The following is a 25,294-nucleotide window of genomic DNA, read 5'->3' as shown; positions in this document are numbered from 1 at the left end:
AAATAGAGATAAGCCATTTTTATACAATTATACCTACTATAATCGCCTAAAAAGGTGGGGGAAAAGCATAACCATCGTAACCGCTGATGGGAATAGCTTTGTTAGATGAAGAAGGAAACTTTTGTTCTATGCCTGTTTTATTTTTATTTAATGGTTGCACTTTTTTTCCAACCAAGTGACTGATTTAAATCAAGGCATGGCTATTGAGCCAATATAACTAAGCATATGCCATGCATAACTGCAAAAAATCAAATTTTAAATCATTGATGCAACAAAGCGATGCGTGGTTAACGGTAAAATAATACTTTCTTAAAGAAAACATGACAAAAATGTAATTAATAATGGTTGATACATTGTATTTTAGAAATTTTATCTGTATTTAGTAATGTTTTTAATACAAAATAGGCTAGTATCTGATCTAGCATCTTGTTCTTTAGATTAAAATTAACTGCATGAACAAAGTTATAATAGATGGTAGTAATTTATCAATAGATGAAGTTTATGCGATTGCTCATGAAAGGCGTGAAATTAGATTAGCTGATCATGCTGTATCTAACATCTTAGATAGCAGGCAATTTTTAGAATTGCTTATAGCAAATGGTATACCCATTTACGGCGTCACAACGGGTTATGGAGAAATGGTTTCTATTTTAATTGATAAAAAATATGAAACAGAACTCCAGCATAATTTGATTCGAAGCCATGCTGCTGGAATAGCTCCTTTTTTTTCTAAAGAGGAGTCAAGAGCCATACTATTGGCTCGAATTAATTCCCTAGCAAAAGGATATTCTGCCATTACAAAATCTTTTATAGACCGGTTGATTTTTTACTTAAACCATGATATTATTCCTGTAATACCAGAAATAGGCTCTTTAGGTGCAAGTGGAGATCTTGCACCATTGGCACACCTTGCATTAACCTTAATAGGGGAAGGATCTATTTTTGGAGCAGATGGTCAGCCAATGCCCACTAGAGACAAGCTTACTGAACTTGGGATAAAACCTTTAGATTTCAAATTCAAAGAGGGCTTAGCTACTATTAATGGTACTTCCGCCATGACTGGATTAGCTGCTTTATTGATCTACGACGCGTTTATTCAAATAAAAACTGCTGAAATTATTGCAGCACTTGTTTTAGAAAATCAAAAGGCATTAAATAGTCCATTCAGTCCACAAGGGAACAATATAGCAAGACCACACCAAGGACAAATAGACACCGCTTTTAATATTACAAACTTAATAGATGGATCAAGGTTGATTACAAATCATGAAACACTGTGTAGCAATCTACTAGAACAAAAAAATGGAGCCGTAACCTTAACAAACGTCTATTTGCAAAAGGCCTATACATTAAGATGTATCCCACAAATAGTTGGTGCCATCAGAGACACCCTATATCATGCACAAAAAATAGTTACCATAGAGTTAAACTCTGCTAATGATAATCCGCTTTTTTTTAAAGACAACCAGGTATTTCATGGTGGTAACTTTCATGGACAACCTATTGCTTTTGCGATGGACTTCCTTGCTATTGCTTTAACGCAACTAGGCGTTCTATCAGAAAGAAGAACCAATAGGCTATTAAATAAACAACTCAATAGTGGGTTGACCCCATTTTTAGTAAAAAATCAGCCGGGACTTCATTGCGGTTTAGCAGGGACACAATATCCTGCAACTGCTTTAGTGGCAGAGAATCGATTGACTAGTACTCCAGCAAGTATTCAAAGTATACCGTCAAATGCTGATAACCAAGACGTTGTTAGCATGGGATTGATTGCAGCACGAAACGCAAGAAAAATATTAAATAACAATACTTACATTCTAGCTATTGAACTCATTAGTGCTGCACAAGCCATAGATGTTGCTGGTCAAATAGAATTATTGAGCACTCCAGGAAAAACGATCCATAGGCTGGTTCGTTCATCTGTTAGCTGCCTGGAAGCAGATCGTTACATGAGTGAAGATATAAATAAAATAGCCAGTTTAATTAAAACTGGTCAATTAATAGAAGCACTAGCAAGTATCCATATTAAGCTAAGATAGGTTTCGAGAACTTATTTTTAAATTATTTAAAATATTTAAATTATGTTTTGCTATAAAATTTTTGCAAATAAAAAATTTGTCTACTTATTTTATCTGTTGTGTCTAGTCCAGACATTAACCCGTTTCCAGGTACATGCACATACAAATTCAAGTAAACCTATAACGTACTTTGTATTATCAGAAGATTACCCGTTAAAAAGTAATTTCGAGTTTGTTCCTGCTAATAGTCGATTGATTCTGATTGCTAAACTAGCAACTTATGTATTAACAGATGCACAAAAGAAACGATTTGATGCAATCATTTTTATAGACCATTTCGACGTACAACATATTGAGACCGTTGTTATAGATAGTTATTATAATTTTTGATAAGGTTGTAGTTGTATTTTTTGTAGTTTTTATGGTTAAGGATGCATAAATTTCATTATTTATTGATTTTCAAGTTAATATTTGTATATTTTAGATATACCATCCCCCTAAAAACCCTTTAAAATGATATTTGGAGCTCTATATAAATTATAGGCTATAGATTCCATAACATGTTGCGTATGGGTTTTATCAAGGCCTATATACCTAGCTCCTGAACTACGGAACCACCTCTTAATACTTCCAAATACTCTTTCTACTTTATAGCGCGTCTTAGATACCAATTTATTAAACCGTTTAGCAGCAGGTGATAAGGGATGATTTCTATTACCTTTCTTTTGAATAGCTGATTTTAATTTCTTGTTTTTTAGTAAAGTTTCGTTGGGCAAACCGCTATAGCCTTTATCTCCATAGAGCCTGCTTCCTGCTTTTAGAGATACTTTATCCAATAATATAGGTAAATGGGCACCATCATGACTAGATGCTTTTGTAGTCGTGACTGCCAGAACTAAACCTTCTTTACTTTCTATAAGGACATGTCGTTTATACCCATAGTAAAGATTATGACCTTTTTTGGTCCAACTAGCTTCTGGATCTACCCCTTTTTGATAACTATGAGATACCGATATAGTACCATCCTCACGCAAATCATAGCTCTTTTTACCTTTGGGACGTCTAGGAGTAGGGGTGATAGAGGCGTCAATAACTGCACCATGCTGAACCAGAACACCATGGTTAGATAGTTGATCATTTATGATTTTTAACAATCTATCTAAAGCTTTCTTTTCTGTAAGAGCAGTCCTAAATCTGCTTAATACACTATGATCTGGTACGGAATTATCCATCGATATACCACAAAACCTGCTAAAAGTAATACGATCATTTACTTCCTCTTCGACTTGGTAATCGCTCAACCCATACCACTGCTCAAGCAATAGCATTTTAAACAAAAGAAGGGGACTATAAGCAGGCTTGCCTGATAAACGTAAACCTTTAGGATAATAAATACGCAGTTCTTTTTCTACTAATGACCAGTTAATCAGATTATTGATTTGATCAAAAAAGGTATGCTTGCATTTACGACGACTAGCTGATATATCTGATAAACTTAACTGACCGCTCACTTTGATTGACATAATAATATCATAAAATTTTTATTACAAAACCTAAACAATAATTACAAGTTAAACTTTTAATAAAATTAACAATTACTTTTTTATACTAAAATCTAAAAACCTATTGCAACGGTCTCAATATGTAATATTGAAAAATTGATCCACTTTCTACAGCATATCCTGTTCTTTGTATAGCAATAAGATTATGGAAACATTCTATGTATGGCATGTATAATAATACAGGTGTATGTCCAAATACAATCATTTTTCCATTTTTTTTTAGTCGACTAAGTAGTATGGGAAATAGAGCATAGGCGTGCTTTCTACTTACAACTTCAGCATTAAGAAATCGAACAAATAGATAGTCACAATAGTTTTCAGGAATACCGGGTTTTGCAGCATCTCCCCATATGACTTTATCAACAAAGGGGCTAGCATAATCAACCATTTTTTGACTTAAATCTTGGCCAATGACTGTGGCGTAAGGGTATGATGATTTGATCGTATGTAAAAATAACCCAGTTGAACAGGCAGGGTCGTAAATAATCTTTCCATCCATGGTTTCATGCTTTAACCATTCTAAAGTGTAGGATCTAATGGGTCGCTCACCTTCCTCCAAATTCTTTGCACGCATGGTATCAATAGACCATCCAGATTTAGGTGATGAGCGTTCTCGATGAGAAGATGGATCCAACCAAACAAAAGGATGATAGATATCAACCATTGGATTAGCAGCAATTTTTGAAAAAAGGTTCAGTTTTTCTGAAAAAGTTAAAGGATGGTAAAAAGCTGCTATGGCATGAGCGCTGTGTTCGAAATGTACTAAAATGCCCAATAGCATGGAAGGCGTAATGTGGCTGCAATTTAATTCTTTTAAATGTCCAGTTAGCTTTCTTTCAGCTATTAATTTTCTACCAAAAAAACAAATACCATCTTGCTGAAATGTAAATATATTTTGAGGTAACCTATTGAATGGTTCAATCCAACGTTCAATGTTGCGTTGTAATAAGGTTTTTATGGTAAAACTTTCTGCTTGAATCAAAGAAGGAATGGAATACTTTTCATATAGCTTCAATTCTTCTTGTGCCAGTTTCTGAGAAGGCAAAAACATTTCTTCTTCAATAGTACATCTTTTTTTCATTGTATCTTTTTGAGAATCGAACAAACAATATGATTCCTGAAATTAAAAAAGCAACAATTTTGCTTAGCCAGATTGATGGAATATCCCAGTTTATAATTTTTGTAAACAAATAACACAAGGGTATACCTATCAACCAATTGGTTATTGTAGCAATCAAAAATGGGAAGAAAGTATCTTTTAAACCTCTTAAAAGTCCTAAGCTGATGGTATAAAATCCATCTACAAAAATAAATAATACAGCTAAAGGAATAGAGGAACAAATTATGCTATAGTCTATTGGACAGCCTTTATACCATACAGTAAAAATGAAAAATGAATAATTAACTATAAAAAAAGCTAATAGCAGGGTAACTATACCAGGAGTCACATAATATACCCAAATAGCTTTTTCTTTGTGTTTGCTGCAACTATTCTGCTTTACCAAAGTAGAAGCTATTAAAGAAAAACCCCAGCTAACGCCAAGAGGTATACTAATTATGCTATCTAATATAGCATTTGCTCCTTTATATAAGGCCCCAAGACTGCCTATCATAAGGCTTGTAATAGAAAAAAACAAAAATTCTAAAAGTAGCTGAATACCAATTGGTAATCCTAATATTAATAACTTTTTTATATATTGGCCATCAAAATAGGGTAGCATCAATCGATCTTTAGCGTTAATATCTAATCTTTTCCATACATATGGGATAAGTACCACCACCATAATCAGCTTGCTACATAAAGTCGCTATACCTGCTCCAATAAGACCATTTGTAAAATTTCCTATTTTGATATATATCAATAAATAATTCAATATAATATTAGCAATCAATCCGATCATAGTTGCTATGCCAATAGGTTTTGTATAGGTCAATCCTTCTAAATAGCGACAAAAAGTATTATAGATCATTGTAGGCAAGATGGAAAAAGCCAGCCATGGCATGTAGTATGGAACCAGAGCGACTGCTTGTGGATCTTGCTTAAAATAAGGCAACCAATGGATCATATATAATAAAAGGCCACAACATATGATTGACCCAAATACATTGATACATAAGCTATTGTAAAACCATTTTGTGTTTTCATATATGGTTTGGTGGTTAAGTTGTTTTATAAAGGGTTGTAGTCCATAAGCAATTCCAGAAGGAAAAACAGAGCCAATAAGTGCTAAATCTATACTTATAGAAACAGCAGATACGGGAATCATACCTAAATGCGCAATCATCAATAAGTCTGTAATGGTCATTAGACAATGAATCGTACTACTTAGTATAACAGGGATGGATAGCTTAAAAAAATGGATCATTGTTAATGGTTGTATTACGTAACATTAAAGGTATGAACACTATACACGAAGGGTTCAAAGTCTTTTAAATAATTAAAATCTTTCACTAATTCAGCATAATTTTTGTTACCTATTATAATATTCAAAGCAGTATTGCGATGCATTAATATAGATGAAGGACGTTCTGTTTTTTGATGGGCTACTATCTTGTAATTCATTTTTAGTATGCTACTTTTAACCTTTGGTAAAATAAGCCGGTCTATAATACCTGTCTGGGTAGGAATCTGTAGCCATGCAGTATAAAAGTTGGTCCGTTTATTTAGTGAAATGGGTAGATTCATTTGCAACCTATAGTCAACTTCCACTAAATCTATATCTAATGCATATTTATATGCCGTACAAACCTCGCCCCCTGGTGCTCTTAATTGTGTTTCAAGAAAAATTATTTGTCCATTATATCGATCTCTGAAGGCCTCTAAGTGCATCACTCCATTTGGTATGGCGGCAAATCGTTTAAAAGCCGTAATCACTAATTCTGGTAGTTCATAAAGCGCTTTGTACTTTTTAATTGTATCAGGAATAAAAATACTGCCACAATTTTTACCATTCGTGCCAACTTCCATACAAGGATATGCATAGCGACTAACTTGAGTAAAGATAACTTGCCCGTTGTTAATAACGGAATCACAATGAAATAGATCAAATTTTTCTGTAGGTATACATGTTTCAAAAATAAAGGGAATGGCTCGACCGTAAGATTTTAAAATCTCTTGCGGCTCATACCTACTACACCATGTCGATAGCTCTTCTAGATTATTTATTTTTTGTATTTCTAATGATCCTGCTAAATTTGTAGGCTTTACAATGATTGGGAACCCTAATTTGTTGCCAACCCTATCTACATAGTGACTAGGGTTTTTTATATAAAATTGATAATCAAATATTAAAAACTTAGGATATGCTACATTACTTCCTTCTAATCGTTCCTTGGATGTTTGTTTGCAACAAAATGGCAATAATTCATTTAAAGTAGGACCAGGAATGGCTAACTGTTCTCGAACAGTAGCAACGATTTGGAAAATCGTATCATCATTTGCAATAATGCTAACATTGCCCATTACGTTGGTACAACTTTTAATAGCTTTAACAATATGAGACCGTTGCAATAGGTTTTTAGATTTTAGTATAAAAAAGTAATTGTTAATTTTATTAAAAGTTTAACTTGTAATTATTGTTTAGGTTTTGTAATAAAAATTTTATGATATTATTATGTCAATCAAAGTGAGCGGTCAGTTAAGTTTATCAGATATATCAGCTAGTCGTCGTAAATGCAAGCATACCTTTTTTGATCAAATCAATAATCTGATTAACTGGTCATTAGTAGAAAAAGAACTGCGTATTTATTATCCTAAAGGTTTACGTTTATCAGGCAAGCCTGCTTATAGTCCCCTTCTTTTGTTTAAAATGCTATTGCTTGAGCAGTGGTATGGGTTGAGCGATTACCAAGTCGAAGAGGAAGTAAATGATCGTATTACTTTTAGCAGGTTTTGTGGTATATCGATGGATAATTCCGTACCAGATCATAGTGTATTAAGCAGATTTAGGACTGCTCTTACAGAAAAGAAAGCTTTAGATAGATTGTTAAAAATCATAAATGATCAACTATCTAACCATGGTGTTCTGGTTCAGCATGGTGCAGTTATTGACGCCTCTATCACCCCTACTCCTAGACGTCCCAAAGGTAAAAAGAGCTATGATTTGCGTGAGGATGGTACTATATCGGTATCTCATAGTTATCAAAAAGGGGTAGATCCAGAAGCTAGTTGGACCAAAAAAGGTCATAATCTTTACTATGGGTATAAACGACATGTCCTTATAGAAAGTAAAGAAGGTTTAGTTCTGGCAGTCACGACTACAAAAGCATCTAGTCATGATGGTGCCCATTTACCTATATTATTGGATAAAGTATCTCTAAAAGCAGGAAGCAGGCTCTATGGAGATAAAGGCTATAGCGGTTTGCCCAACGAAACTTTACTAAAAAACAAGAAATTAAAATCAGCTATTCAAAAGAAAGGTAATAGAAATCATCCCTTATCACCTGCTGCTAAACGGTTTAATAAATTGGTATCTAAGACGCGCTATAAAGTAGAAAGAGTATTTGGAAGTATTAAGAGGTGGTTCCGTAGTTCAGGAGCTAGGTATATAGGCCTTGATAAAACCCATACGCAACATGTTATGGAATCTATAGCCTATAATTTATATAGAGCTCCAAATATCATTTTAAAGGGTTTTTAGGGGGATGGTATATCTAAAATATACAAATATTAACTTGAAAATCAATAAATAATGAAATTTATGCATCCTTAACCATAAAAACTACAAAAAATACAACTACAACCTTATCAAAAATTATAATAACTATCTATAACAACGGTCTCATATTGCAACATAAACCATAAACTCCATTTCAGATGTGTGGCATAGCTGGTATTATAGCTTTACAAGGATCTTCTTATGTAATCACTACAGAAGCTTTATCAAAAATGAATCATGCCCTTTTGCATAGGGGACCTGATGATCAAGCAATTTATTGCAACGATGCGCAAGGCATTGGCTTTGCTTTCACAAGATTATCTTTATTGGATGCAAAAAATGGCATGCAACCTATGCAAAATCTAAATGGATCTATCGTATTGGTATATAATGGGGAAATATATGATTACGAATCTAAAAAACAATCATTACAGAATAAAGGCATTGTATTTCAATCATATACAGATACAGAAGTATTACTATACCTATATCAAGAATATGGCATACAAATACTTGACCAACTTAACGGTGAATTCGCATTTGCACTATACGATGAACGAGAAAAATGCGCTATTATAGCTAGAGATAGATGGGGTACAAAATCCTTATACTATGCTATACAGCATCATACATTATTTTTTGCTTCTGAAATGAAAGCATTATTAGCCCTTCCGAATTTTTATGTATCTATCAACTTGGAAACTATTTTTTATCAAATGATGCGTGCGGATTCGTTAAAAAGAACTATATTTAAAGATATTTATATACTTGAACCTCAGCATTATTTAATAGTACAAGAAGGTAAATTTCAAACAAAAAGATATGGCTACTTACTAAATACATATGCTATTAATAGTCCCCATACACATCAGGACGATATGTTTAAAGCAAGTAATAAGGTTGCTGTTTTACTTAAGAAAAGTGTACAAAGAAGGTTGTGGAGTGATTTTGAAACAGGAGTATTCTTATCAGGTGGTTTGGATTCAACGATCTTATGTGCGATCATGCAAGCTTGCATGAACCATCCAGTGCATACATTTTCTTTATGTTTTAGAAATCAAGCGCATGATGAATCAAATTATAGCAGGTATGTAGCCAACTATTTACATACAACGCATCATCCTTTATGGATTGAAGATACAGATTTGGCCAACCATTTACCAATTGCATTATTTCACACAGAATGTTTGGCGCAAACTATGGACTTTGTGGGGAAGTTCTTATTAGCCAAACACGCGAGTAACTTTGTGAGAGTTGTGCTCACTGGGGAAGGCGCGGATGAATTCTTTCTAGGTTACCCTTGGTTTAAGACGATTAAAAATAAAAATGACAGATGGCCATACCGAGGAAAAGTTTTACAGGATTTTACTGAAGAAAATGAACCAACACAAAAAGGTTATGATCTAACGATTAGTAATCAAGATGGCAGAGACAAGCTAATTAGCCAATATGGTTACTACCCTATTTCTATTGGTAATATTCAAGAAATGGAAAATATAACCAAAGATATTTTTTCAGACGATTTCATAATGGCGATACATGATAAGGAACCAGCCATTGTGTATAGTGAAAATATACCAAGAAACGAAATTTTAGGCATCAGTTTGATCAAAAAAAATCAACTAGAATTTTTAAAAACAACTTTTCCTTTATACGTTTTACAATGTCTAGGAGGAAAAGTAGAAATGGCACATAGTTTAGAAAGCAGATTACCATTTTTAGATCTTAACCTCATAAATTATATACTAACCCTCCCTGATCATTATCATCTGTTTGGAATGAGAGAAAAAAATTTACTAAAGCTAGCATTCCAATCTATGATTCCTCCCTTGGTTTACAAAAGAACAAAACGTGGTTATACAGCACCTATATTATCTGGGTTTTTAAATAACCCAAAAAGGCCATTGTTTTTTGATCATTTTATTTGGAGTGAAGCAACTGTTAAATCATACAATCTTTTTTCTTATAAGGGTATACAACGTACCTTAAAGTATATAGAAAACAACAATATGGATATACAAATGCGTATTCTTTTAGAAAGAAAAATAATGTTGGTGCTATGTACACATTTATTATATGACATGTTCATAACCAATAGGCCGATTAAAGCACCAAATTATCATTAAATTTCAAATATTATGCTACTTTATGATCTATATTATTTCTGTTTGCGCAGGTGCTAAATTTTTGAGGGTAAGATAAAAAATAGTTAAATACTTTATGAATGAATGAATCAATCAATAAAAAAAATTGTATTGAAAGTACAATAGACTATATGCTAGAATTTTATCAAATAACCCTTCCTTTTTATGAAATAAATAAAGAAATGCTAGAATTTACTTTAATGTTAGAGGAATATTTTAACATACTTTTTAACCCAAATAGTATTATAGGACTTGATAAAAAAGATATTATACATTTAGTAACCATGTTACATGTAACAAACAAAATTTGATGCATTGCTTGAAAAGATTATTTTAATTTTATTAGGTATTTTTATTATAATGCTTTGTCCTTAAATAGAGTATTACTTTTTGATATTGATTATAAAGATCATTAGACAATGACACCGTTAGCAACTTATGTGCTGGTTTAGAAATAAATAATGTAAATTGCGTACATTAAAACTGTATCCTACACACTAAACTTAAACGACACGTATAGGATACTATTTTTACTGTCTATAAGATCAAGTATTGGCTTTTGCATCAGAAGTAATCCTATTATTAGTATAGATAAAACGTTGTTTTACGCTGTGCTATAAAATTTAGAAAAATATTGTAGAGTGATGAAAAGTAGACTTATCAAGATAACATTTTTTATATATACTTGAAATAAATAATTTATGGGTGGAAAAATTATTATAGGGCTAGATCCTGGAAGTGTGATTATGGGCTTTGGCATTATTCAAGAAGCAGCAATAGGTAACGCTATAAAACTCATAGACTATGGTATTTTGGAGTTAAAAAAATACAAAGGACATATGCTACGAATGCGTCATATCTATTTACATATGGTAAGATTGTTGCAAAAACATAGGCCAGATGCAGTAGCTATTGAATCAATTTTTTATGGATCCAATGTACAATCCATGCTTAAGTTAGGAAGGGCACAAGGAGTAGCCATTGCAGCAGCCTTAGCTTGTGAAATGCCTATTACAGAATATGCGCCACGTAAGGTGAAACAAGCGGTTACAGGAAACGGCAATGCATCTAAGGAACAAGTGGCTGCTATGGTGGGTCATCTCCTTAACTTATCTATTCCATCTACTTTTTTAGATGCTTCAGATGCACTGGCGATAGCTTTATGCCATAGCCAACAACGTCTATCTTCTACTGCTAAGCCCAAAAGCTGGTCTCAATTTATAACCGCACATCCCAATCGCAAGTTATCTCTTTAGTTAAGTGTTAACTGGCTGTCTGCAAAATATTTTTTTGATTCATAAAGGAAAATACAACATACTAAACTTAAAAGACAACTATAGGGTATGAGACCGTTGCAATAGACTTTTAAAGGCTCTGTTACATGGTGTATCGCAGATAAGTATCATCATGAAAATAGCAAAAAAATTATAAAAGTTTGCGTTGAATAAACTGTATACTATTATCAGCAATGAAGCTAATCAACAACAATTAGAATCTTTCTTAGAACTACCTAGTCGGCCCTGAAATATTTTTTTGTATAAAAATATTGAATGGATATTTTTTTATAATATTTATGGTTTTAGCAGGCGCTCTATTTTTCCTACCCAAGATATAGGTATAACTGGTTTTGGATTAAAAATATGAATTATATAGGTTTTAATTTATTTGATTGTGAGGGTGTTAAGAATAACTTTCTTGTAATCAGTTGTAGGTTATGAGCAATAGCACATAAAATAACCTTAAGTTTATCTCCTAAAATACCTTTCAAATAGTTAACAGATAATTTACCATCGGATTTCATATGACCAATATGCGGTTCAATAGAAGATCTTCTTTTTATAGCTTTTTTTAGAGCAGGCGTTATTCCCCTTTTAGAACCACTTATAAATATATCACATTCATTAACACGCACATTATGACCTCTATAGGCTTTATCTACGAAAGCATATTTTACCTTGGTACCAGATAATTGCTCGGCTTGTAATAAACTCTTCTGTAAAGTATGGCCATCGTAAGCATTAGGATGTATTGCTTGTGTTGAAACAATTAAACCTTTTTTATGCGTTACTGTAAATTGTACCTTGCAACCAAACTCATAAGGATGTTTATACTTACCTTTACTTACACAGTAGATGGATGGTTCATGGATGCTATAAATTTTATCTTTACTTTTTTTTGATTGGGTTATAAGTTTTTTACTTATAGATAGTAGATTGGTAAATTGATTCCGTATTAGATCATCAGAGGATTGTATAGAACGTTCTACATCTCTTACTACTCTACCAAGATAGGTTTTTAATGTTTTAATCCCTTTAGATAAACGTTTATACTGTTTGGCATGAGCATACCTATCAACTTAATGAGACCGTTGCAATAGGTTTTTAGATTTTAGGATAAGAAAGTAATTGTTAATTTTATTAAAATCTTAACTTGTATTTATTGTTTAGGTTTTGTAATAAAAATTTTATGATATTATTATGAGACCGTTGCAATAGGTTTTTAGATTTTAGGATAAGAAAGTAATTGTTAATTTTATTAAAATCTTAACTTGTATTTATTGTTTAGGTTTTGTAATAAAAATTTTATGATATTATTATGTCAATAAAAGTAAGTGGTCAGTTAAGTTTATCAGATATATCAGCTAGTCGGCGTAAATGCAAGCATACGTTTTTTGATCAAATCAATAATTTGATTAACTGGTCATTAGTAGAAAAAGAACTGCGTATGTATTATCCTAAAGGTTTACGTTTATCAGGCAAGCCTGCTTATAGCCCGCTTCTTTTGTTTAAAATGCTATTGCTTGAGCAGTGGTATGGACTGAGCGATTACCAAGTCGAAGAAGAAGTAAATGATCGTATTACTTTTAGCAGATTTTGTGGTATATCGATGGATAATTCTGTTCCAGATCATAGTGTATTAAGCAGATTTAGGACTGCGCTTACAGAAAAAAAAGCTTTAGATAGATTGTTAAAAATTATAAATGATCAACTATCTAACCATGGTGTATTGGTTCAGCATGGTGCAGTTGTTGACGCCTCTATCACCCCTACTCCTAGATGTCCCAAAGGTAAAAAGAGCTATGATTTACATGAGGATGGTACTATATCGGTATCCCAGAGTTACCAAAAAGGGGTAGATCCAGAAGCTAGTTGGACCAAAAAAGGCCATAATCTTTACTATGGGTATAAACGACATGTCCTTGTAGAAAGTAAAGAAGGTTTAGTTCTGTCAGTCAGTACTACAAAAGCATCTAGTCATGATGGTGCCCATTTACCTATATTATTGGATAAAGTATCGCTAAAAGCAGGAAGCAGGCTCTATGGAGATAAAGGCTATAGCGGTTTGCCCAACGAAACTTTACTAAAAGACAAGAAATTAAAATCAGCTATTCAAAAGAAAGGTAGTAGAAATCATCCTTTATCACCTGCTGCTAAACGGTTTAATAAATTGGTATCTAAGACGCGATATAAAGTAGAAAGGGTATTTGGAAGTATTAAGAGGTGGTTCCGTAGTGGAGGGACTAGGTATATAGGCCTTGATAAAACGCATACGCAACATGTTATGGAAGCTATAGCCTATAATTTATATAGAGCTCCAAATATCATTTTAAAGGGTTTTTAGGGGGATGGTATATCTAAAATATACAAAGATTAACTTGAAAATCACTAAATAACTAAATTTATGCATCCTTAACATAAAAACTACTAAAAATACAACTACAACCTTATCAAAAATTACAATAACTATCTATCGCAACGGTCTCATTATGTCAATAAAAGTAAGTGGTCAGTTAAGTTTATCAGATATATCAGCTAGTCGGCGTAAATGCAAGCATACGTTTTTTGATCAAATCAATAATTTGATTAACTGGTCATTAGTAGAAAAAGAACTGCGTATGTATTATCCTAAAGGTTTACGTTTATCAGGCAAGCCTGCTTATAGCCCGCTTCTTTTGTTTAAAATGCTATTGCTTGAGCAGTGGTATGGACTGAGCGATTACCAAGTCGAAGAGGAAGTAAATGATCGTATTACTTTTAGCAGATTTTGTGGTATATCGATGGATAATTCTGTTCCAGATCATAGTGTATTAAGCAGATTTAGGACTGCGCTTACAGAAAAAAAAGCTTTAGATAGATTGTTAAAAATTATAAATGATCAACTATCTAACCATGGTGTTCTGGTTCAGCATGGTGCAGTTGTTGACGCTTCTATCACCCCTACTCCTAGATGTCCCAAAGGTAAAAAGAGCTATGATTTACATGAGGATGGTACTATATCGGTATCCCAGAGTTACCAAAAAGGGGTAGATCCAGAAGCTAGTTGGACCAAAAAAGGTCATAATCTTTACTATGGGTATAAACGACATGTCCTTGTAGAAAGTAAACAAGGTTTAGTTCTGTCAGTCAGTACTACAAAAGCATCTAGTCATGATGGTGCCCATTTACCTATATTATTGGATAAAGTATCGCTAAAAGCAGGAAGCAGGCTCTATGGAGATAAAGGCTATAGCGGTTTGCCCAACGAAACTTTACTAAAAGACAAGAAATTAAAATCAGCTATTCAAAAGAAAGGTAGTAGAAATCATCCTTTATCACCTGCTGCTAAACGGTTTAATAAATTGGTATCTAAGACGCGCTATAAAGTAGAAAGGGTATTTGGAAGTATTAAGAGGTGGTTCCGTAGTGGAGGGACTAGGTATATAGGCCTTGATAAAACGCATACGCAACATGTTATGGAATCTATAGCCTATAATTTATATAGAGCTCCAAATATCATTTTAAAGGGTTTTTAGGGGGATGGTATATCTAAAATATACAAAGATTAACTTGAAAATCACTAAATAACTAAATTTATGCATCCTTAACATAAAAACTACTAAAAATACAACTACAACCTTATCAAAAATTACAATAACTATCTATCGCAACGGTCTCACTATTTAAGTTTAAATTAAACTAAAATTGGGTATATAGGCGATCACGTCAGAAAACAGAAAACAAATTAAGGTAAGGGAATTATAATGTGTTTATTAAATAAGTTCGTGATCTGCTTACTAAGACGAGCTACTCAAAAATAAGCGATTTTATACTTATTTTTTTATACCTCATTATCTTATATATAAAGTGATCACTGATTTTATAAATAATGAACTTAATTCGTAAATTTTAATCTTTTACGAACTTAGAAGAAATATCATAGAATGTCGTATCAATATGTGAGAGAACCTTTTCGATTTGAGGATTCAGATCACTTTTTTCTTCCCATCTGATCTATTCATTTTAATTTTATGAAAACATACTTTTGAGAAACAAAACTAGTTTTTTTCTGTCCTATTTTTTCAGTCCACTATAAAAAACGGTCGTTTTTTAAGACACAGATATTGACTATATATAGCGTACATTTTAGAACAATTTTTCCTAATTCCCTCATTAGTTCAATTTTTTATTGAGTACGTTTAAAACGTAAAAATATTTTTTACATTAATTTTCAAGTTATAATAGTGAATTAATGTTATGGATGTTTCTGATAATATAGATATTATAACTAGTCATGCGTATAGCGATTGTAGGAGGAGGTCTTTCAGGTCTTGCTGTTTGTTACCACCTTTTAAGTAAAGACCGTACTTTAAAAATAGAATTATTTGAAAAAGAAGGTATAGGATCAGGTGCGTCAGGAGCTGCTGCAGGCCTATTACATCCATATACAGGTTCTCTTGCTCAACTTAACTGGGGTTCTAAAGACGCTATAGCAGCAACCATACAATTATTGAATGCAGCAGCACATGCTATAGGAAAATCAACCTATAAAAAAAGTGGAATTGTTCGTTGTGCTATAAATCTAGAAGATCAGAAAAGTTTTTCTAAAATAGTCCAAACACAAGATGATGTATCTCTATGGGATCCTGATCATACCTATAATCAAACTGGAATATATAGACCAGCTCTATTTATTCCAGGTGGACTAAGTGTTTATACAGATCTTTATTTAAAGGGAATTTGGATTTTATGCGCTCATTATGGAGCTAAATTAGTATCGCAAACTTTTATACTGAATGATAGTGCTCATTTTGATAAAGTAATTCTAGCTTGTGGTGCTGATATTGCTAACTTATACCCTTCATTAAACTTAGTGCTAAAAAGAGGAGAGATATTAATCTGTGAAAAAAAACTGATTTACGGTATTATTGGTAATGGTTACTTAAGTTTAACAGATCAAAGCAACATATGCTATCTTGGTACGACATCAAGAAAAGACTTGAAATATATTACCCTAGATGAAGCTACAAATCTTATTCGATACCAAATAGATCCATGGGTTAAAATGGATATTAAAGTGTTGGGCTATAAGTCTGGGATTAGGGTTTATCGTTCTTTAGATTCTTATTATCCAATTATTGATCAGTTAGATAGCAAAACCTGGTGTTTTACGGGTCTAGGATCCCGTGGTTTAATGTATCACGCTTATCTTGGTTACATTTTGGCAAAAGCGATCTTACAACAATCCTCTAATCTTATCCCACGACCATTTAAAATATCAAATAAAACTGTTATATAATTATATGAATAACAAACGAATATATACTATAGAAGCTTTAAATTTTTCTTAAAGGTACTGCAACACCCATATACGCATCATGATTAGATAGATACTATTTTTTTATTTAAGTTAAAATAAAACTGTTCGTCAAATGATTAATTGCTTTTTTATTACCGTTTATTATATTAATGGAATGGAAGGTATGTCAAGTGATTCAAATCACTTATGACACATATTATGAGGCCGTTGCAATAGGTTTTTAGATTTTAGGATAAAAAAGTAATTGTTAATTTTATTAAAAGTTTAACTTGTATTTATTGTTTAGGTTTTGTAATAAAAAATTTATGATATTGTTATGTCAATCAAAGTAAGCGGTCAGTTAAGTTTATCAGATATATCAGCTAGTCGTCATAAATGCAAGCATACGTTTTTTGATCAAATTAATAATTTGATTAACTGGTCATTAGTAGAAAAAGAACTGCGTATGTATTATCCTAAAGGTTTACGTTTATCAGGCAAGCCTGCTTATAGCCCCCTTCTTTTGTTTAAAATGCTATTGCTTGAGCAGTGGTATGGACCGAGCGATTACCAAGTCGAAGAGGAAGTAAATGATCGTATTACTTTTAGCAGGTTTTGTGGTATATCGATGGATAATTCTGTTCCAGATCATAGTGTATTAAGCAGATTTAGGACTGCGCTTACAGAAAAGAAAGCTTTAGATAGATTGTTAAAAATCATAAATGATCAACTATCTAGCCATGGTGTATTGGTTCAGCATGGTGCAGTTGTTGACGCCTCTATTACCTCTACTCCTAGACGTCCCAAAGGTAAAAAGAGCTATAATTTGCGTGAGGATGGTACTATATCGGTATCTCATAGTTATCAAAAAGGAGTAGATCCAGAAGCTAGTTGGACTAAAAAAGGTCATAATCTTTACTATGGGTATAAACGACATGTCCTTGTAGAAAGTAAAGAAGGTTTAGTTCTGGCAGTCACTACTACAAAAGCATCTAGTCATGATGGTGCCCATTTACCTATATTATTGGATAAAGTATCCCTAAAAGCAGGAAGCAGGCTCTATGGAGATAAAGGCTATAGCGGTTTGCCCAACGAAACTTTACTAAAAGACAAGAAATTAAAATCAGCTATTCAAAAGAAAGGTAGTAGAAATCATCCTTTATCACCTGCTGCTAAACGGTTTAATAAATTGGTATCTAAGACGCGATATAAAGTAGAAAGGGTATTTGGAAGTATTAAGAGGTGGTTCCGTAGTGCAGGGACTAGGTATATAGGCCTTGATAAAACGCATACGCAACATGTTATGGAATCTATAGTCTATAATTTATACAGAGCTCCAAATATCATTTTAAAGGGTTTTTAGGGGGATGGTATATATAAAATATACCAAAATTAACTTGAAAATCACTAAACAATGAAATTTATGCATCCTTAACATAAAAACTACAAAAAATACAACTAGAAACTTATCAAAAATTACAATAACTATCTATTGCAACGGTCTCATTATATCAAAACATAGATAACATCTATCCCAATCTATATGCCTTATGTGTAATCTTCCTTTTCTTATGGTAGTAATATTTCTACTAGTTACGTTGGTAACTGGTATCTACTATAGTCATCATAATAAATCAACGACTTTACGAACCTATTCAATAGGCAATAAAAATTTTTCTATAACTACTTTAGTAGCTACAGTATTAGCTACGGCTTATGGTGGTGGAACGTTAATACGTTCTGTAGAACAGGTATATAGTAACGGTTTATACTGGATTATGCTTATGATTTTATCAGGACTTAATCTTTGGTTAGTTAGTCTAATGGCAATACGTATGGGTCCATTTATGAACCATCTCTCTATGCCAGAAACTATTGGTAAAATATATGGAAAGTATGCTCGTATTATTACAGCACTATCATCTATTTGTAGTGCTATAGCGGTTATATCTATGCAAATCAATGCTATATCAATGACTATTAGTAGTATAGTTCCATACAGTACACGTATTATTACTGTTCTAACAACTTTAATACTTATTTTCTATTCCACATTAGGTGGGATTCGTTCGGTTACCTTTACTGACGTGTTACAGTTTATAACATTTACTGTCATCATTCCATTAGTGGCTTGGTTTATGTTTCTAAAAACTGAGAAATCTATATTTGAAATTATACATTCTTTACAGGATCAAGAAAAGTTTCAGTTTAATAAGTTATTTCAATTTAATGCTAACTTAATAAGCTTACTATTCCTTACGCTCAGTTATTTAATAGGATATATTAAAGAGCCAACTATGATACAGAGAATCTATATGGCTTCAGGTCCTATTCAGGCTTATAAAGTTTTTAAAATATCTACTATTTGTAATTACTTTATCAAGTTGTTTATCATTTTGATCAGTCTATTTGTGTTCATACAAGAACCACATATATCTGCAAACAAAGTTTGGAATTACATACTAATCCATGTATCTCCTATTCTTAATGGATTTATTGCTATCAGCTTATTAGCCATGACCATGTCTACAGCTGATTCGCATCTAAATAGTTCTGCAGTCATAGTAAGTTATGATCTATTAGAAAAATTTCTATCAAAAAAGTTACATCCTACTAACCAAGTTAAAATAGCTAGATGGAGTAGCGTAATAATAGGCTTATTAGCTATGACGTTAACTTTTTATTGTAACAATCTATTAACTCTATTAAAGATTAGTTTAGATTTTTCTATCCCCATAACTGTTGCTCCACTTTTCTTAGCTGTTTTTGGATTTCGAGGTAGTTCTAAGACTGCTTTAATTGGTATGGCTACCGGTGCAACTGCTATTATGGCTTGGAATAGATATATTCAACCTAGAACTGGTATAGATGGTTCCTTTCTTTCTATGTTGGCCAATGGATTGGCCATGATGGCTGCACACTATCTTTTGAAACAACCGGAAGGTACAGGATGGGTTAAACCAGATAACACCTTTATACAAATACAACAAGAGAATTTTCGTAAAAATGAAGAAAGAAAAGCAACCATTAGAAATTATTTCAATAATAAAAAAGTAATATTGTCTAAAATAGTACCCAGTCATATTACTATGATATATATGGGATTCTATATTTTCATCACTAGTTTTCTGAATCATTTTATAGATCGTATCACAAATCATAGCTTCTGGCTTATATTTCAAGTGTTTGGGTCTGCGTGTTTTGCAGGCTATCCATTTCTACATGGTTTTTCTAAAAAGGTAAGATCCATTCCAAAGTGGCTGATTAGTCTAGGTTGGATCATAAGTTTACTGATTTATCTACCTTTAAACGTGCTTTGGATCTGGTCGTATTCGGTAGAACCAAATTTTAATTTGTCATTATCTTTTATCCACCTTGCTGTAATATTATGGGTATTTTCTATTTATACTGGTATAGGTATTGTATCAACCATATTATTAGTGTCTTATCCTGTATTTATTGGATTATCATACCGAGTGTTATGCTCCTTATTTCCTTTGTTTATATTATCCCTATTTCTATTTATTGTTATTATCTGTTTTAAAGTCAAAGTACATAATCTTACCAAACAAAATATTTATATAAAGGAACAAATAAAGATTAGAGAATTTACAGAATTCAAAGCATCTCTCTATGAAGCAGCTTTGATTCCATGGACTAGTCTTACTCTTTCTACAAAACATGGATCCATTTTATCTCAAGTAGTTGGTAAGATTGAAGAATCAATATCTTTTTTAGATAATCATACGCCTCTTTATAAAGAAGATTTCCAAAGTATTATCAATAAGTTATATGATTGGGTAGACTATTTTAATAAAAGATCAAAGGCTAAAGATCATGCGCTGATTCAACCTACTAAAGTTACTTTAGATAAGCTGATCCGAAAAGTAGAGGTTGCTCTATCACAGGAGATGGATGATCCACCTAAGATTCTAGTAGAAAACATAAAATCTCCTAATAAATCGCTATTTACCGATATAGTATGCGATATCAATCAAGTAGTTTATTCGTTAGTTAAATCTGTCTTACGAATTGGTAGGATAGATGATTCTAATCCATCTATCGTTAAGATACAATTGTATTCTACTTCTTTGCAATTTAAACAAGTAGATTCTGTTAACGAGAGTTGTCCTGTGTTTATAGATTTTCAATCTGTTGCTATAATAGTTAGACGGTCTAGTGATACTGATGCGTTTTTTCCAAAGGTCAAATCGTGCTATAATGAAATAGACTTTATAAGTCCCCAAGTAGGAAAAGAGCTACCATTATCTATAGATATTGAGAAAGATACTATATCCAGTATGGTTCGTGCCCATTATGGTTATTTAGAATCTTATTTTGACCATAAGCAACCCGCCGTTCTGATGGTATTACCTATAGATGTTGGAGATATCATCAATAAAATGACTATTGACCTTCCTTTAGATTCATTAACCTCAGAAGGAATTGTTACACCTAAAGAAGAAGCTGATTCCATGATGGAGTTAATGAAGTTTCATGACGATGTATGTAAATCATCATATGAAGCGGATCCTATTGATATAAATACTGTCTCAGGTATACTTTTATTGTTAAGAAAACACTTTAGATTTAAGCGTCATGCTTCAGGTAAATTGTTTTATGTACGTGCAGTAGGGATTGCCAAATTGGTAGTAGACTGGGTTTTTCACTCACCTAAAGTGGTTTATGCTGCTTTGCTCTATGGATTGGTTCGTCGTACTTGTTTGCCTCTTTCATACATCAAGGAACATTATAATTTAGGCGTCTATGCTTTTGTATCGAATGTAATAAAAATAGATAAACGAGAAGAGTTAAACCATCCTTCTTTGCTTTATGTTCAAAATAGACTGGAAAAAGCCATTAAAGAAGAACACGTACAGCTTTCTGTCCTATTTATAAAGTTAGCCGAACGTCTTTATGATTTACGCCATGCATCCGGTTACATTCATCTATCAGAGGTAAAGCATATGGCCCAAGAGACATTAGCCATAGATGTGAAAATAGCTCATGCATACTTGGACGCCGAGATAGGACAGGCGTTAGAAGAAGCCGCTAAACAAGCATTGGAGGTATGTAAAAATAGGGAGAAGAACAAAAATAGTTAGTAAACCTAAATGGACCAGCAGGAGCGGATTAGCAGAAAGTTACGGTTTCAATATTGTACCCAACTTCGTTATAAAAATTTTGGAAATACGTGAATTCAGGTGTCTTAACAAACGGTCGTTTTTTGAAACATCTAAAATACCTCCCTAAAATAGTCCATAAAATGTATCATATTTCTATCTCAAAAAACAAAATATTATAAACTCATTATTTTTAATACTATTGAGACAATACGGAAAAATTAATATTCCGGTTCCATCACAAAATAAAATTGTAAGAATATTTATATTTTTAAAGCTGTTGATTCATTCTAACCTATTGATGAGATGAGCAAGAAAGAAAGCAAGGAAAAGGATCAAAAAGAGGGATTAAAGGCTCCTCATGATTCTGTCTTTAAAAATATGTTTTGTAATAAAGAGGCGATACTGGATTTTTTATCTGCCAACTTGCCTTCTGATCTGCTTTCTAAAATAGATAAAGAGAAATTAGCGTTAACAAATAAAAGCTTTGTAGATCCAGTTGGGAAAAGAGGAGAATCTAATTTAGTGTTCAAAACCAATATAAATGGTAAGGAAGGGTATCTGTACATGATTTTTGAGCACCAGTCTACTGAAGATCCGTATATGCCTCTAAGGTTTCTAGAATACAACGTTCAATTACTTCGTCAACATCTAAAAGAGAACGGGAACGTACTTCTTCCGGTTATATTAAATATCTGTGTATACAATGGTAAGCATCCCTATAAAGGTTCTTCTAGTTTATTGTCTATGTTTTCTGATCCTGAGTTAGCAAAATCATGTATGTTCGATAGCTTTCATTTGGTAGACTTATACAGCACATCAGAAGATGAATTGCTTAGCTATAAAAAGGCTGCTTTTGCGGCTATGGTACTAAAACAAGGCATTTATAGAGATTTTAAGCAGTGGTTTTCTGATCATATACACCTAATTGTTTACCTTCTTGAAAAAGGTTATATTAGTTATGCGGATACAGCATTTTTGTACATGTTAAAGGTAGACGATAACCCAGATTTACTAGAAACAATAAAAAAATCTAATCCCCAATTAAAACAAATAGCCATGTCTGTAGCTGAACAATTAATACAACAAGGAGAACATAAAGGTAGACAAGAAGGTAGACAAGAAGGAGAAAAAGATAAGGCTATTTCTATAGCTAGGGCTATGCTTCTAAAAGGTTACTCTACGGAAGAGATTACTATTCTTACTGGCTTATCTAAGTCTGATATTCAGTCTATTGTATAAATTCTATAGAAATAGATAATCGGAACTAAAAAACAGAATTCTACTTTTTATAACTTCGTTAAACTTATTGCCGCATAATATCCAATTTTTAAGACAAGGGGGAAAGCTATACAAAATCAACTACAGACGCGACAGAATCCCTTTCTAGTTAAGATTAATGGTATACAAAAATCTTTTAAAGTATTTGTTCAAGATGGTAAGGTTATAAATATGAATATGTATAGTGGAGTTTAAAATAGAATAACTAAAGGGACTTTAGTTGATTTAGGAGATGTAAAATGGTAATAAAAAATACTTATATAGAAAGACTACATCATAGTGAAATAAAAAAAAAGGCAGTTTTAAACTATCTAAATGTTTCATAAAAACGATAGATTTTATGACTGGTGAAATCAATATTCCAATTATAGTAGAAAATTGTTTTATAGAGAGTTTTCAAATTCTCTCCTGTTGGTTTGATCAAGGATTTTATTTAAAAAATTGTAATATAAAAAATTATATTGATTATCAGATGGGTGGTCATAATCACAAACCTATACTGATACACGGAAATATCTTTGAAGACTTTTTTAATTTTTTTGATTGTCAGTTTATCGAATTCATCGAAGTCAAAAATAATATATTCCTAAAAGGAAGTAACTTGTTGGGTAATATAAATGAAGGTTTTCAAAATACTTTTGAAATGAAACCTATTGTAGAAAATAATATAGGTAATCTTTGTTTGGATGGGGATTTACCTGATGGAACATTTCAAGGGAATATAGTTGATTTAGGAGATGTAAAATGGTAATAAAAAAGAGTGTTTCTGTCGCGTTTGTAAAATATGTCAAAAGATCTTCAAAATAGATTTTTTATATTAATTTTTAATAAAAAGTTATAAAATTGATTTTCATTATAAAGAATAATAATTCTCAAAAAATAATCTAGAGTAAAAAATAAGATTTTTAGCCTAAATCTTGACAGATGCGATAAATGCGACAGAACCGTTCAGTTTCATTGATCTTTCTAATTGGGGTCACGTCAGGAAACGGAAAATAAAGCACGTTAAGGATTTTTATGCTTGTCATATAAATTAACATACCTATAAAAGGGGTCAACTTGGATATGGGAAATTATTGTACTTTAATCTAGTTTATTTTCTATTCTACAAATATTATTTAATTGATTATAAACAAAAAATATATTTAATAATTTTTACTGGATTGCCAATAAATAAGAAAAGAACTATTATAAAAATGTTGTTCATTAGTTAAAATAAACTTGGTTTATTAAAGTTGATAGAGTAATAAAATACATCTGATCCTCAAATAAATTTTATAAAATAATTATAGTTGAATAATGGTTAATATTCCATATAAAAAACAGAAAGAATGTCTACCGTACAATAATTTCTCATATCCAAGTTGACCCCTATAATATGATTTATCGCATAATAAAATGAAAGACTATACTTTACAAGTAACAGCTAGAGCGCTAATAGTAAAAAATAGGAAATTGTTACTTGTCAGCAATGATTATACGCTTTGGTATACACCTGGTGGGCACTTAAACCCAAGTGAAATGCTTCCAGAGTGCATGGTAAGAGAAGTAAAGGAAGAAACTGGAATTGATATTAAACCAAACCAGATTGTCTATGTTGCAGAATTTTTTGATAAAAAATATAATGTACATAAAATAGAAGTCTACTTTACTGCAGAAATAGTTGTAGATGACCTACCTAAAAATTGGTTAGATCAAGATGGCCTAGTTCAGACTGCTCAATTCGGCTCTGTCCAATTAAGTGTGTAAAATATTTTTATGTTTTATTGAATTCTCTTTTCAAATTTAATTAAAAAATGTGCTATAGCCTCACTCCAATTATGAATAGGCATGGTCCACTTTTTGGTCATGTAGTTAATAGTTAAATATAAGGTTTTAAAAACAGCTATATCGTTAGGAAATACTCTTTTATTTTTAGTAACTCTACGGAATTGGCTATTTACAGATTCA

19 protein-coding genes and 1 pseudogene are annotated in these 25,294 nt (G+C 32.2%); 13 read left to right on the top strand and 7 right to left on the bottom strand.

The annotated features are described in order from the left end of the window. Positions 1-46: 46 nt before the first annotated feature. Positions 47-175, bottom strand: a complete 129-nt coding sequence (locus ACRRVB_RS00600) for a hypothetical protein (protein WP_432466087.1) — start codon at positions 173-175, stop codon at positions 47-49. A 277-nt stretch (positions 176-452) separates the two neighbouring features. On the opposite strand from ACRRVB_RS00600, the gene cmdF reads away from it, so the two are divergent. After that, positions 453-2,042, top strand: coding sequence for a tyrosine 2,3-aminomutase (cmdF, locus tag ACRRVB_RS00595; protein WP_432466086.1), 1,590 nt, complete (start codon positions 453-455; stop codon positions 2,040-2,042). A 42-nt stretch (positions 2,043-2,084) separates the two neighbouring features. Next, complete coding sequence (locus ACRRVB_RS00590) at positions 2,085-2,411, top strand: hypothetical protein (protein ID WP_432466085.1); 327 nt, start codon at positions 2,085-2,087, stop codon at positions 2,409-2,411. 107 nt (positions 2,412-2,518) lie between these two features. Here ACRRVB_RS00590 and ACRRVB_RS00585 read toward each other — a convergent pair whose 3' ends face one another. The 4 genes from ACRRVB_RS00585 to ACRRVB_RS00570 form a co-directional block, all read right to left on the bottom strand. Continuing rightward, on the bottom strand, positions 2,519-3,544 hold the full coding sequence (locus tag ACRRVB_RS00585) for an IS5-like element ISCca7 family transposase (protein ID WP_432466030.1): 1,026 nt from the start codon (positions 3,542-3,544) through the stop codon (positions 2,519-2,521). 100 nt (positions 3,545-3,644) lie between these two features. Next, complete coding sequence (locus tag ACRRVB_RS00580; protein ID WP_432466084.1) at positions 3,645-4,664, bottom strand: class I SAM-dependent methyltransferase; 1,020 nt, start codon at positions 4,662-4,664, stop codon at positions 3,645-3,647. After that, positions 4,642-5,949, bottom strand: coding sequence for an MATE family efflux transporter (locus ACRRVB_RS00575; RefSeq protein WP_432466083.1), 1,308 nt, complete (start codon positions 5,947-5,949; stop codon positions 4,642-4,644). Before ACRRVB_RS00575 ends, ACRRVB_RS00580 begins: the two co-directional genes overlap by 23 nt. 14 nt (positions 5,950-5,963) lie before the next feature. After that, positions 5,964-7,094 carry an ATP-grasp domain-containing protein gene (locus tag ACRRVB_RS00570; RefSeq protein WP_432466082.1) on the bottom strand — a complete coding sequence of 377 codons (1,131 nt, stop codon included), beginning with the start codon at positions 7,092-7,094 and terminating at the stop codon, positions 5,964-5,966. 103 nt (positions 7,095-7,197) lie between these two features. Between ACRRVB_RS00570 and ACRRVB_RS00565 the strand changes: the two genes are divergently transcribed. The 3 genes from ACRRVB_RS00565 (at position 7,198) to ruvC (ending at position 11,641) form a co-directional block, all read left to right on the top strand. Then, the gene (locus ACRRVB_RS00565; RefSeq protein WP_432466030.1) at positions 7,198-8,223 is read left to right on the top strand and encodes an IS5-like element ISCca7 family transposase; all 1,026 of its coding nucleotides are present in this window, start codon (positions 7,198-7,200) and stop codon (positions 8,221-8,223) included. Positions 8,224-8,399: 176 nt separating this feature from the next. Then, positions 8,400-10,367 (top strand): asparagine synthase (glutamine-hydrolyzing), encoded by a 1,968-nt coding sequence (asnB, locus tag ACRRVB_RS00560; protein ID WP_432466081.1) that lies wholly within the window; start codon positions 8,400-8,402, stop codon positions 10,365-10,367. Between the two features lie 719 nt (positions 10,368-11,086). Next, positions 11,087-11,641, top strand: a complete 555-nt coding sequence (gene ruvC / locus ACRRVB_RS00555) for a crossover junction endodeoxyribonuclease RuvC (protein ID WP_432466080.1) — start codon at positions 11,087-11,089, stop codon at positions 11,639-11,641. A gap of 254 nt (positions 11,642-11,895) precedes the next feature. On the opposite strand, the pseudogene ACRRVB_RS00550 reads toward ruvC, so the two are convergent. Further along, positions 11,896-12,741: pseudogene (locus tag ACRRVB_RS00550) on the bottom strand (transposase family protein); the annotation flags it as partial. A 239-nt stretch (positions 12,742-12,980) separates the two neighbouring features. Here ACRRVB_RS00550 and ACRRVB_RS00545 point away from each other — a divergent pair. The 8 genes from ACRRVB_RS00545 to ACRRVB_RS00510 all read left to right on the top strand — a co-directional run bounded on the left by ACRRVB_RS00545 (position 12,981) and on the right by ACRRVB_RS00510 (position 25,093). Next, a complete protein-coding gene (locus ACRRVB_RS00545; protein WP_432466079.1) occupies positions 12,981-14,006 on the top strand; it encodes an IS5 family transposase in 1,026 nt (341 codons plus the stop codon). A gap of 145 nt (positions 14,007-14,151) precedes the next feature. Then, entirely contained in the window at positions 14,152-15,177 is a 1,026-nt protein-coding gene (locus tag ACRRVB_RS00540) for an IS5 family transposase (protein WP_432466078.1), read from the top strand. Between the two features lie 758 nt (positions 15,178-15,935). Continuing rightward, on the top strand, positions 15,936-16,940 hold the full coding sequence (locus ACRRVB_RS00535; protein WP_432466077.1) for an NAD(P)/FAD-dependent oxidoreductase: 1,005 nt from the start codon (positions 15,936-15,938) through the stop codon (positions 16,938-16,940). Between the two features lie 337 nt (positions 16,941-17,277). After that, positions 17,278-18,303 carry an IS5 family transposase gene (locus ACRRVB_RS00530; protein ID WP_432466076.1) on the top strand — a complete coding sequence of 342 codons (1,026 nt, stop codon included), beginning with the start codon at positions 17,278-17,280 and terminating at the stop codon, positions 18,301-18,303. A gap of 208 nt (positions 18,304-18,511) precedes the next feature. Next, the gene (locus ACRRVB_RS00525; RefSeq protein WP_432466075.1) at positions 18,512-22,045 is read left to right on the top strand and encodes a sodium:solute symporter family transporter; all 3,534 of its coding nucleotides are present in this window, start codon (positions 18,512-18,514) and stop codon (positions 22,043-22,045) included. A 324-nt stretch (positions 22,046-22,369) separates the two neighbouring features. Further along, positions 22,370-23,305 (top strand): Rpn family recombination-promoting nuclease/putative transposase, encoded by a 936-nt coding sequence (locus ACRRVB_RS00520; protein WP_432466074.1) that lies wholly within the window; start codon positions 22,370-22,372, stop codon positions 23,303-23,305. A gap of 379 nt (positions 23,306-23,684) precedes the next feature. After that, the gene (locus ACRRVB_RS00515) at positions 23,685-24,095 is read left to right on the top strand and encodes a hypothetical protein (RefSeq protein ID WP_432466073.1); all 411 of its coding nucleotides are present in this window, start codon (positions 23,685-23,687) and stop codon (positions 24,093-24,095) included. Between the two features lie 647 nt (positions 24,096-24,742). After that, complete coding sequence (locus ACRRVB_RS00510) at positions 24,743-25,093, top strand: NUDIX domain-containing protein (protein ID WP_432466072.1); 351 nt, start codon at positions 24,743-24,745, stop codon at positions 25,091-25,093. A gap of 14 nt (positions 25,094-25,107) precedes the next feature. Here ACRRVB_RS00510 and ACRRVB_RS00505 read toward each other — a convergent pair. Beyond that, the coding region (locus ACRRVB_RS00505) for a transposase (RefSeq protein WP_432446213.1) at positions 25,108-25,294 on the bottom strand (187 nt) is incomplete at its 5' end.

This window comes from Candidatus Cardinium hertigii (genome assembly GCF_050864855.1).
In the GTDB taxonomy this organism is placed as follows: domain Bacteria; phylum Bacteroidota; class Bacteroidia; order Cytophagales; family Amoebophilaceae; genus Cardinium; species Cardinium hertigii_C.
Note: the sequence above shows the minus strand (reverse complement) of the source record. Positions and strands in the feature narration are given on the sequence as shown.

What these genes read in the sequence shown, in the direction of transcription:
- ACRRVB_RS00530 (WP_432466076.1), top strand. Translation starts at nt 17,278, where the DNA reads ATGTCAATCAAAGTAAGCGGTCAGTTAAGTTTATCAGATATATCAGCT.
- ACRRVB_RS00545 (WP_432466079.1), top strand. Translation starts at nt 12,981, where the DNA reads ATGTCAATAAAAGTAAGTGGTCAGTTAAGTTTATCAGATATATCAGCT.
- ACRRVB_RS00585 (WP_432466030.1), bottom strand. Translation starts at nt 3,544, where the DNA reads ATGTCAATCAAAGTGAGCGGTCAGTTAAGTTTATCAGATATATCAGCT.
- cmdF (WP_432466086.1), top strand. Translation starts at nt 453, where the DNA reads ATGAACAAAGTTATAATAGATGGTAGTAATTTATCAATAGATGAAGTT.
- ACRRVB_RS00525 (WP_432466075.1), top strand. Translation starts at nt 18,512, where the DNA reads ATGGTAGTAATATTTCTACTAGTTACGTTGGTAACTGGTATCTACTAT.
- ACRRVB_RS00535 (WP_432466077.1), top strand. Translation starts at nt 15,936, where the DNA reads ATGCGTATAGCGATTGTAGGAGGAGGTCTTTCAGGTCTTGCTGTTTGT.
- ACRRVB_RS00575 (WP_432466083.1), bottom strand. Translation starts at nt 5,949, where the DNA reads ATGATCCATTTTTTTAAGCTATCCATCCCTGTTATACTAAGTAGTACG.
- asnB (WP_432466081.1), top strand. Translation starts at nt 8,400, where the DNA reads ATGTGTGGCATAGCTGGTATTATAGCTTTACAAGGATCTTCTTATGTA.
- ACRRVB_RS00510 (WP_432466072.1), top strand. Translation starts at nt 24,743, where the DNA reads ATGAAAGACTATACTTTACAAGTAACAGCTAGAGCGCTAATAGTAAAA.
- ACRRVB_RS00590 (WP_432466085.1), top strand. Translation starts at nt 2,085, where the DNA reads ATGTTTTGCTATAAAATTTTTGCAAATAAAAAATTTGTCTACTTATTT.
- ACRRVB_RS00565 (WP_432466030.1), top strand. Translation starts at nt 7,198, where the DNA reads ATGTCAATCAAAGTGAGCGGTCAGTTAAGTTTATCAGATATATCAGCT.
- ACRRVB_RS00540 (WP_432466078.1), top strand. Translation starts at nt 14,152, where the DNA reads ATGTCAATAAAAGTAAGTGGTCAGTTAAGTTTATCAGATATATCAGCT.
- ACRRVB_RS00520 (WP_432466074.1), top strand. Translation starts at nt 22,370, where the DNA reads ATGAGCAAGAAAGAAAGCAAGGAAAAGGATCAAAAAGAGGGATTAAAG.
- ruvC (WP_432466080.1), top strand. Translation starts at nt 11,087, where the DNA reads ATGGGTGGAAAAATTATTATAGGGCTAGATCCTGGAAGTGTGATTATG.
- ACRRVB_RS00580 (WP_432466084.1), bottom strand. Translation starts at nt 4,664, where the DNA reads ATGAAAAAAAGATGTACTATTGAAGAAGAAATGTTTTTGCCTTCTCAG.
- ACRRVB_RS00515 (WP_432466073.1), top strand. Translation starts at nt 23,685, where the DNA reads ATGACTGGTGAAATCAATATTCCAATTATAGTAGAAAATTGTTTTATA.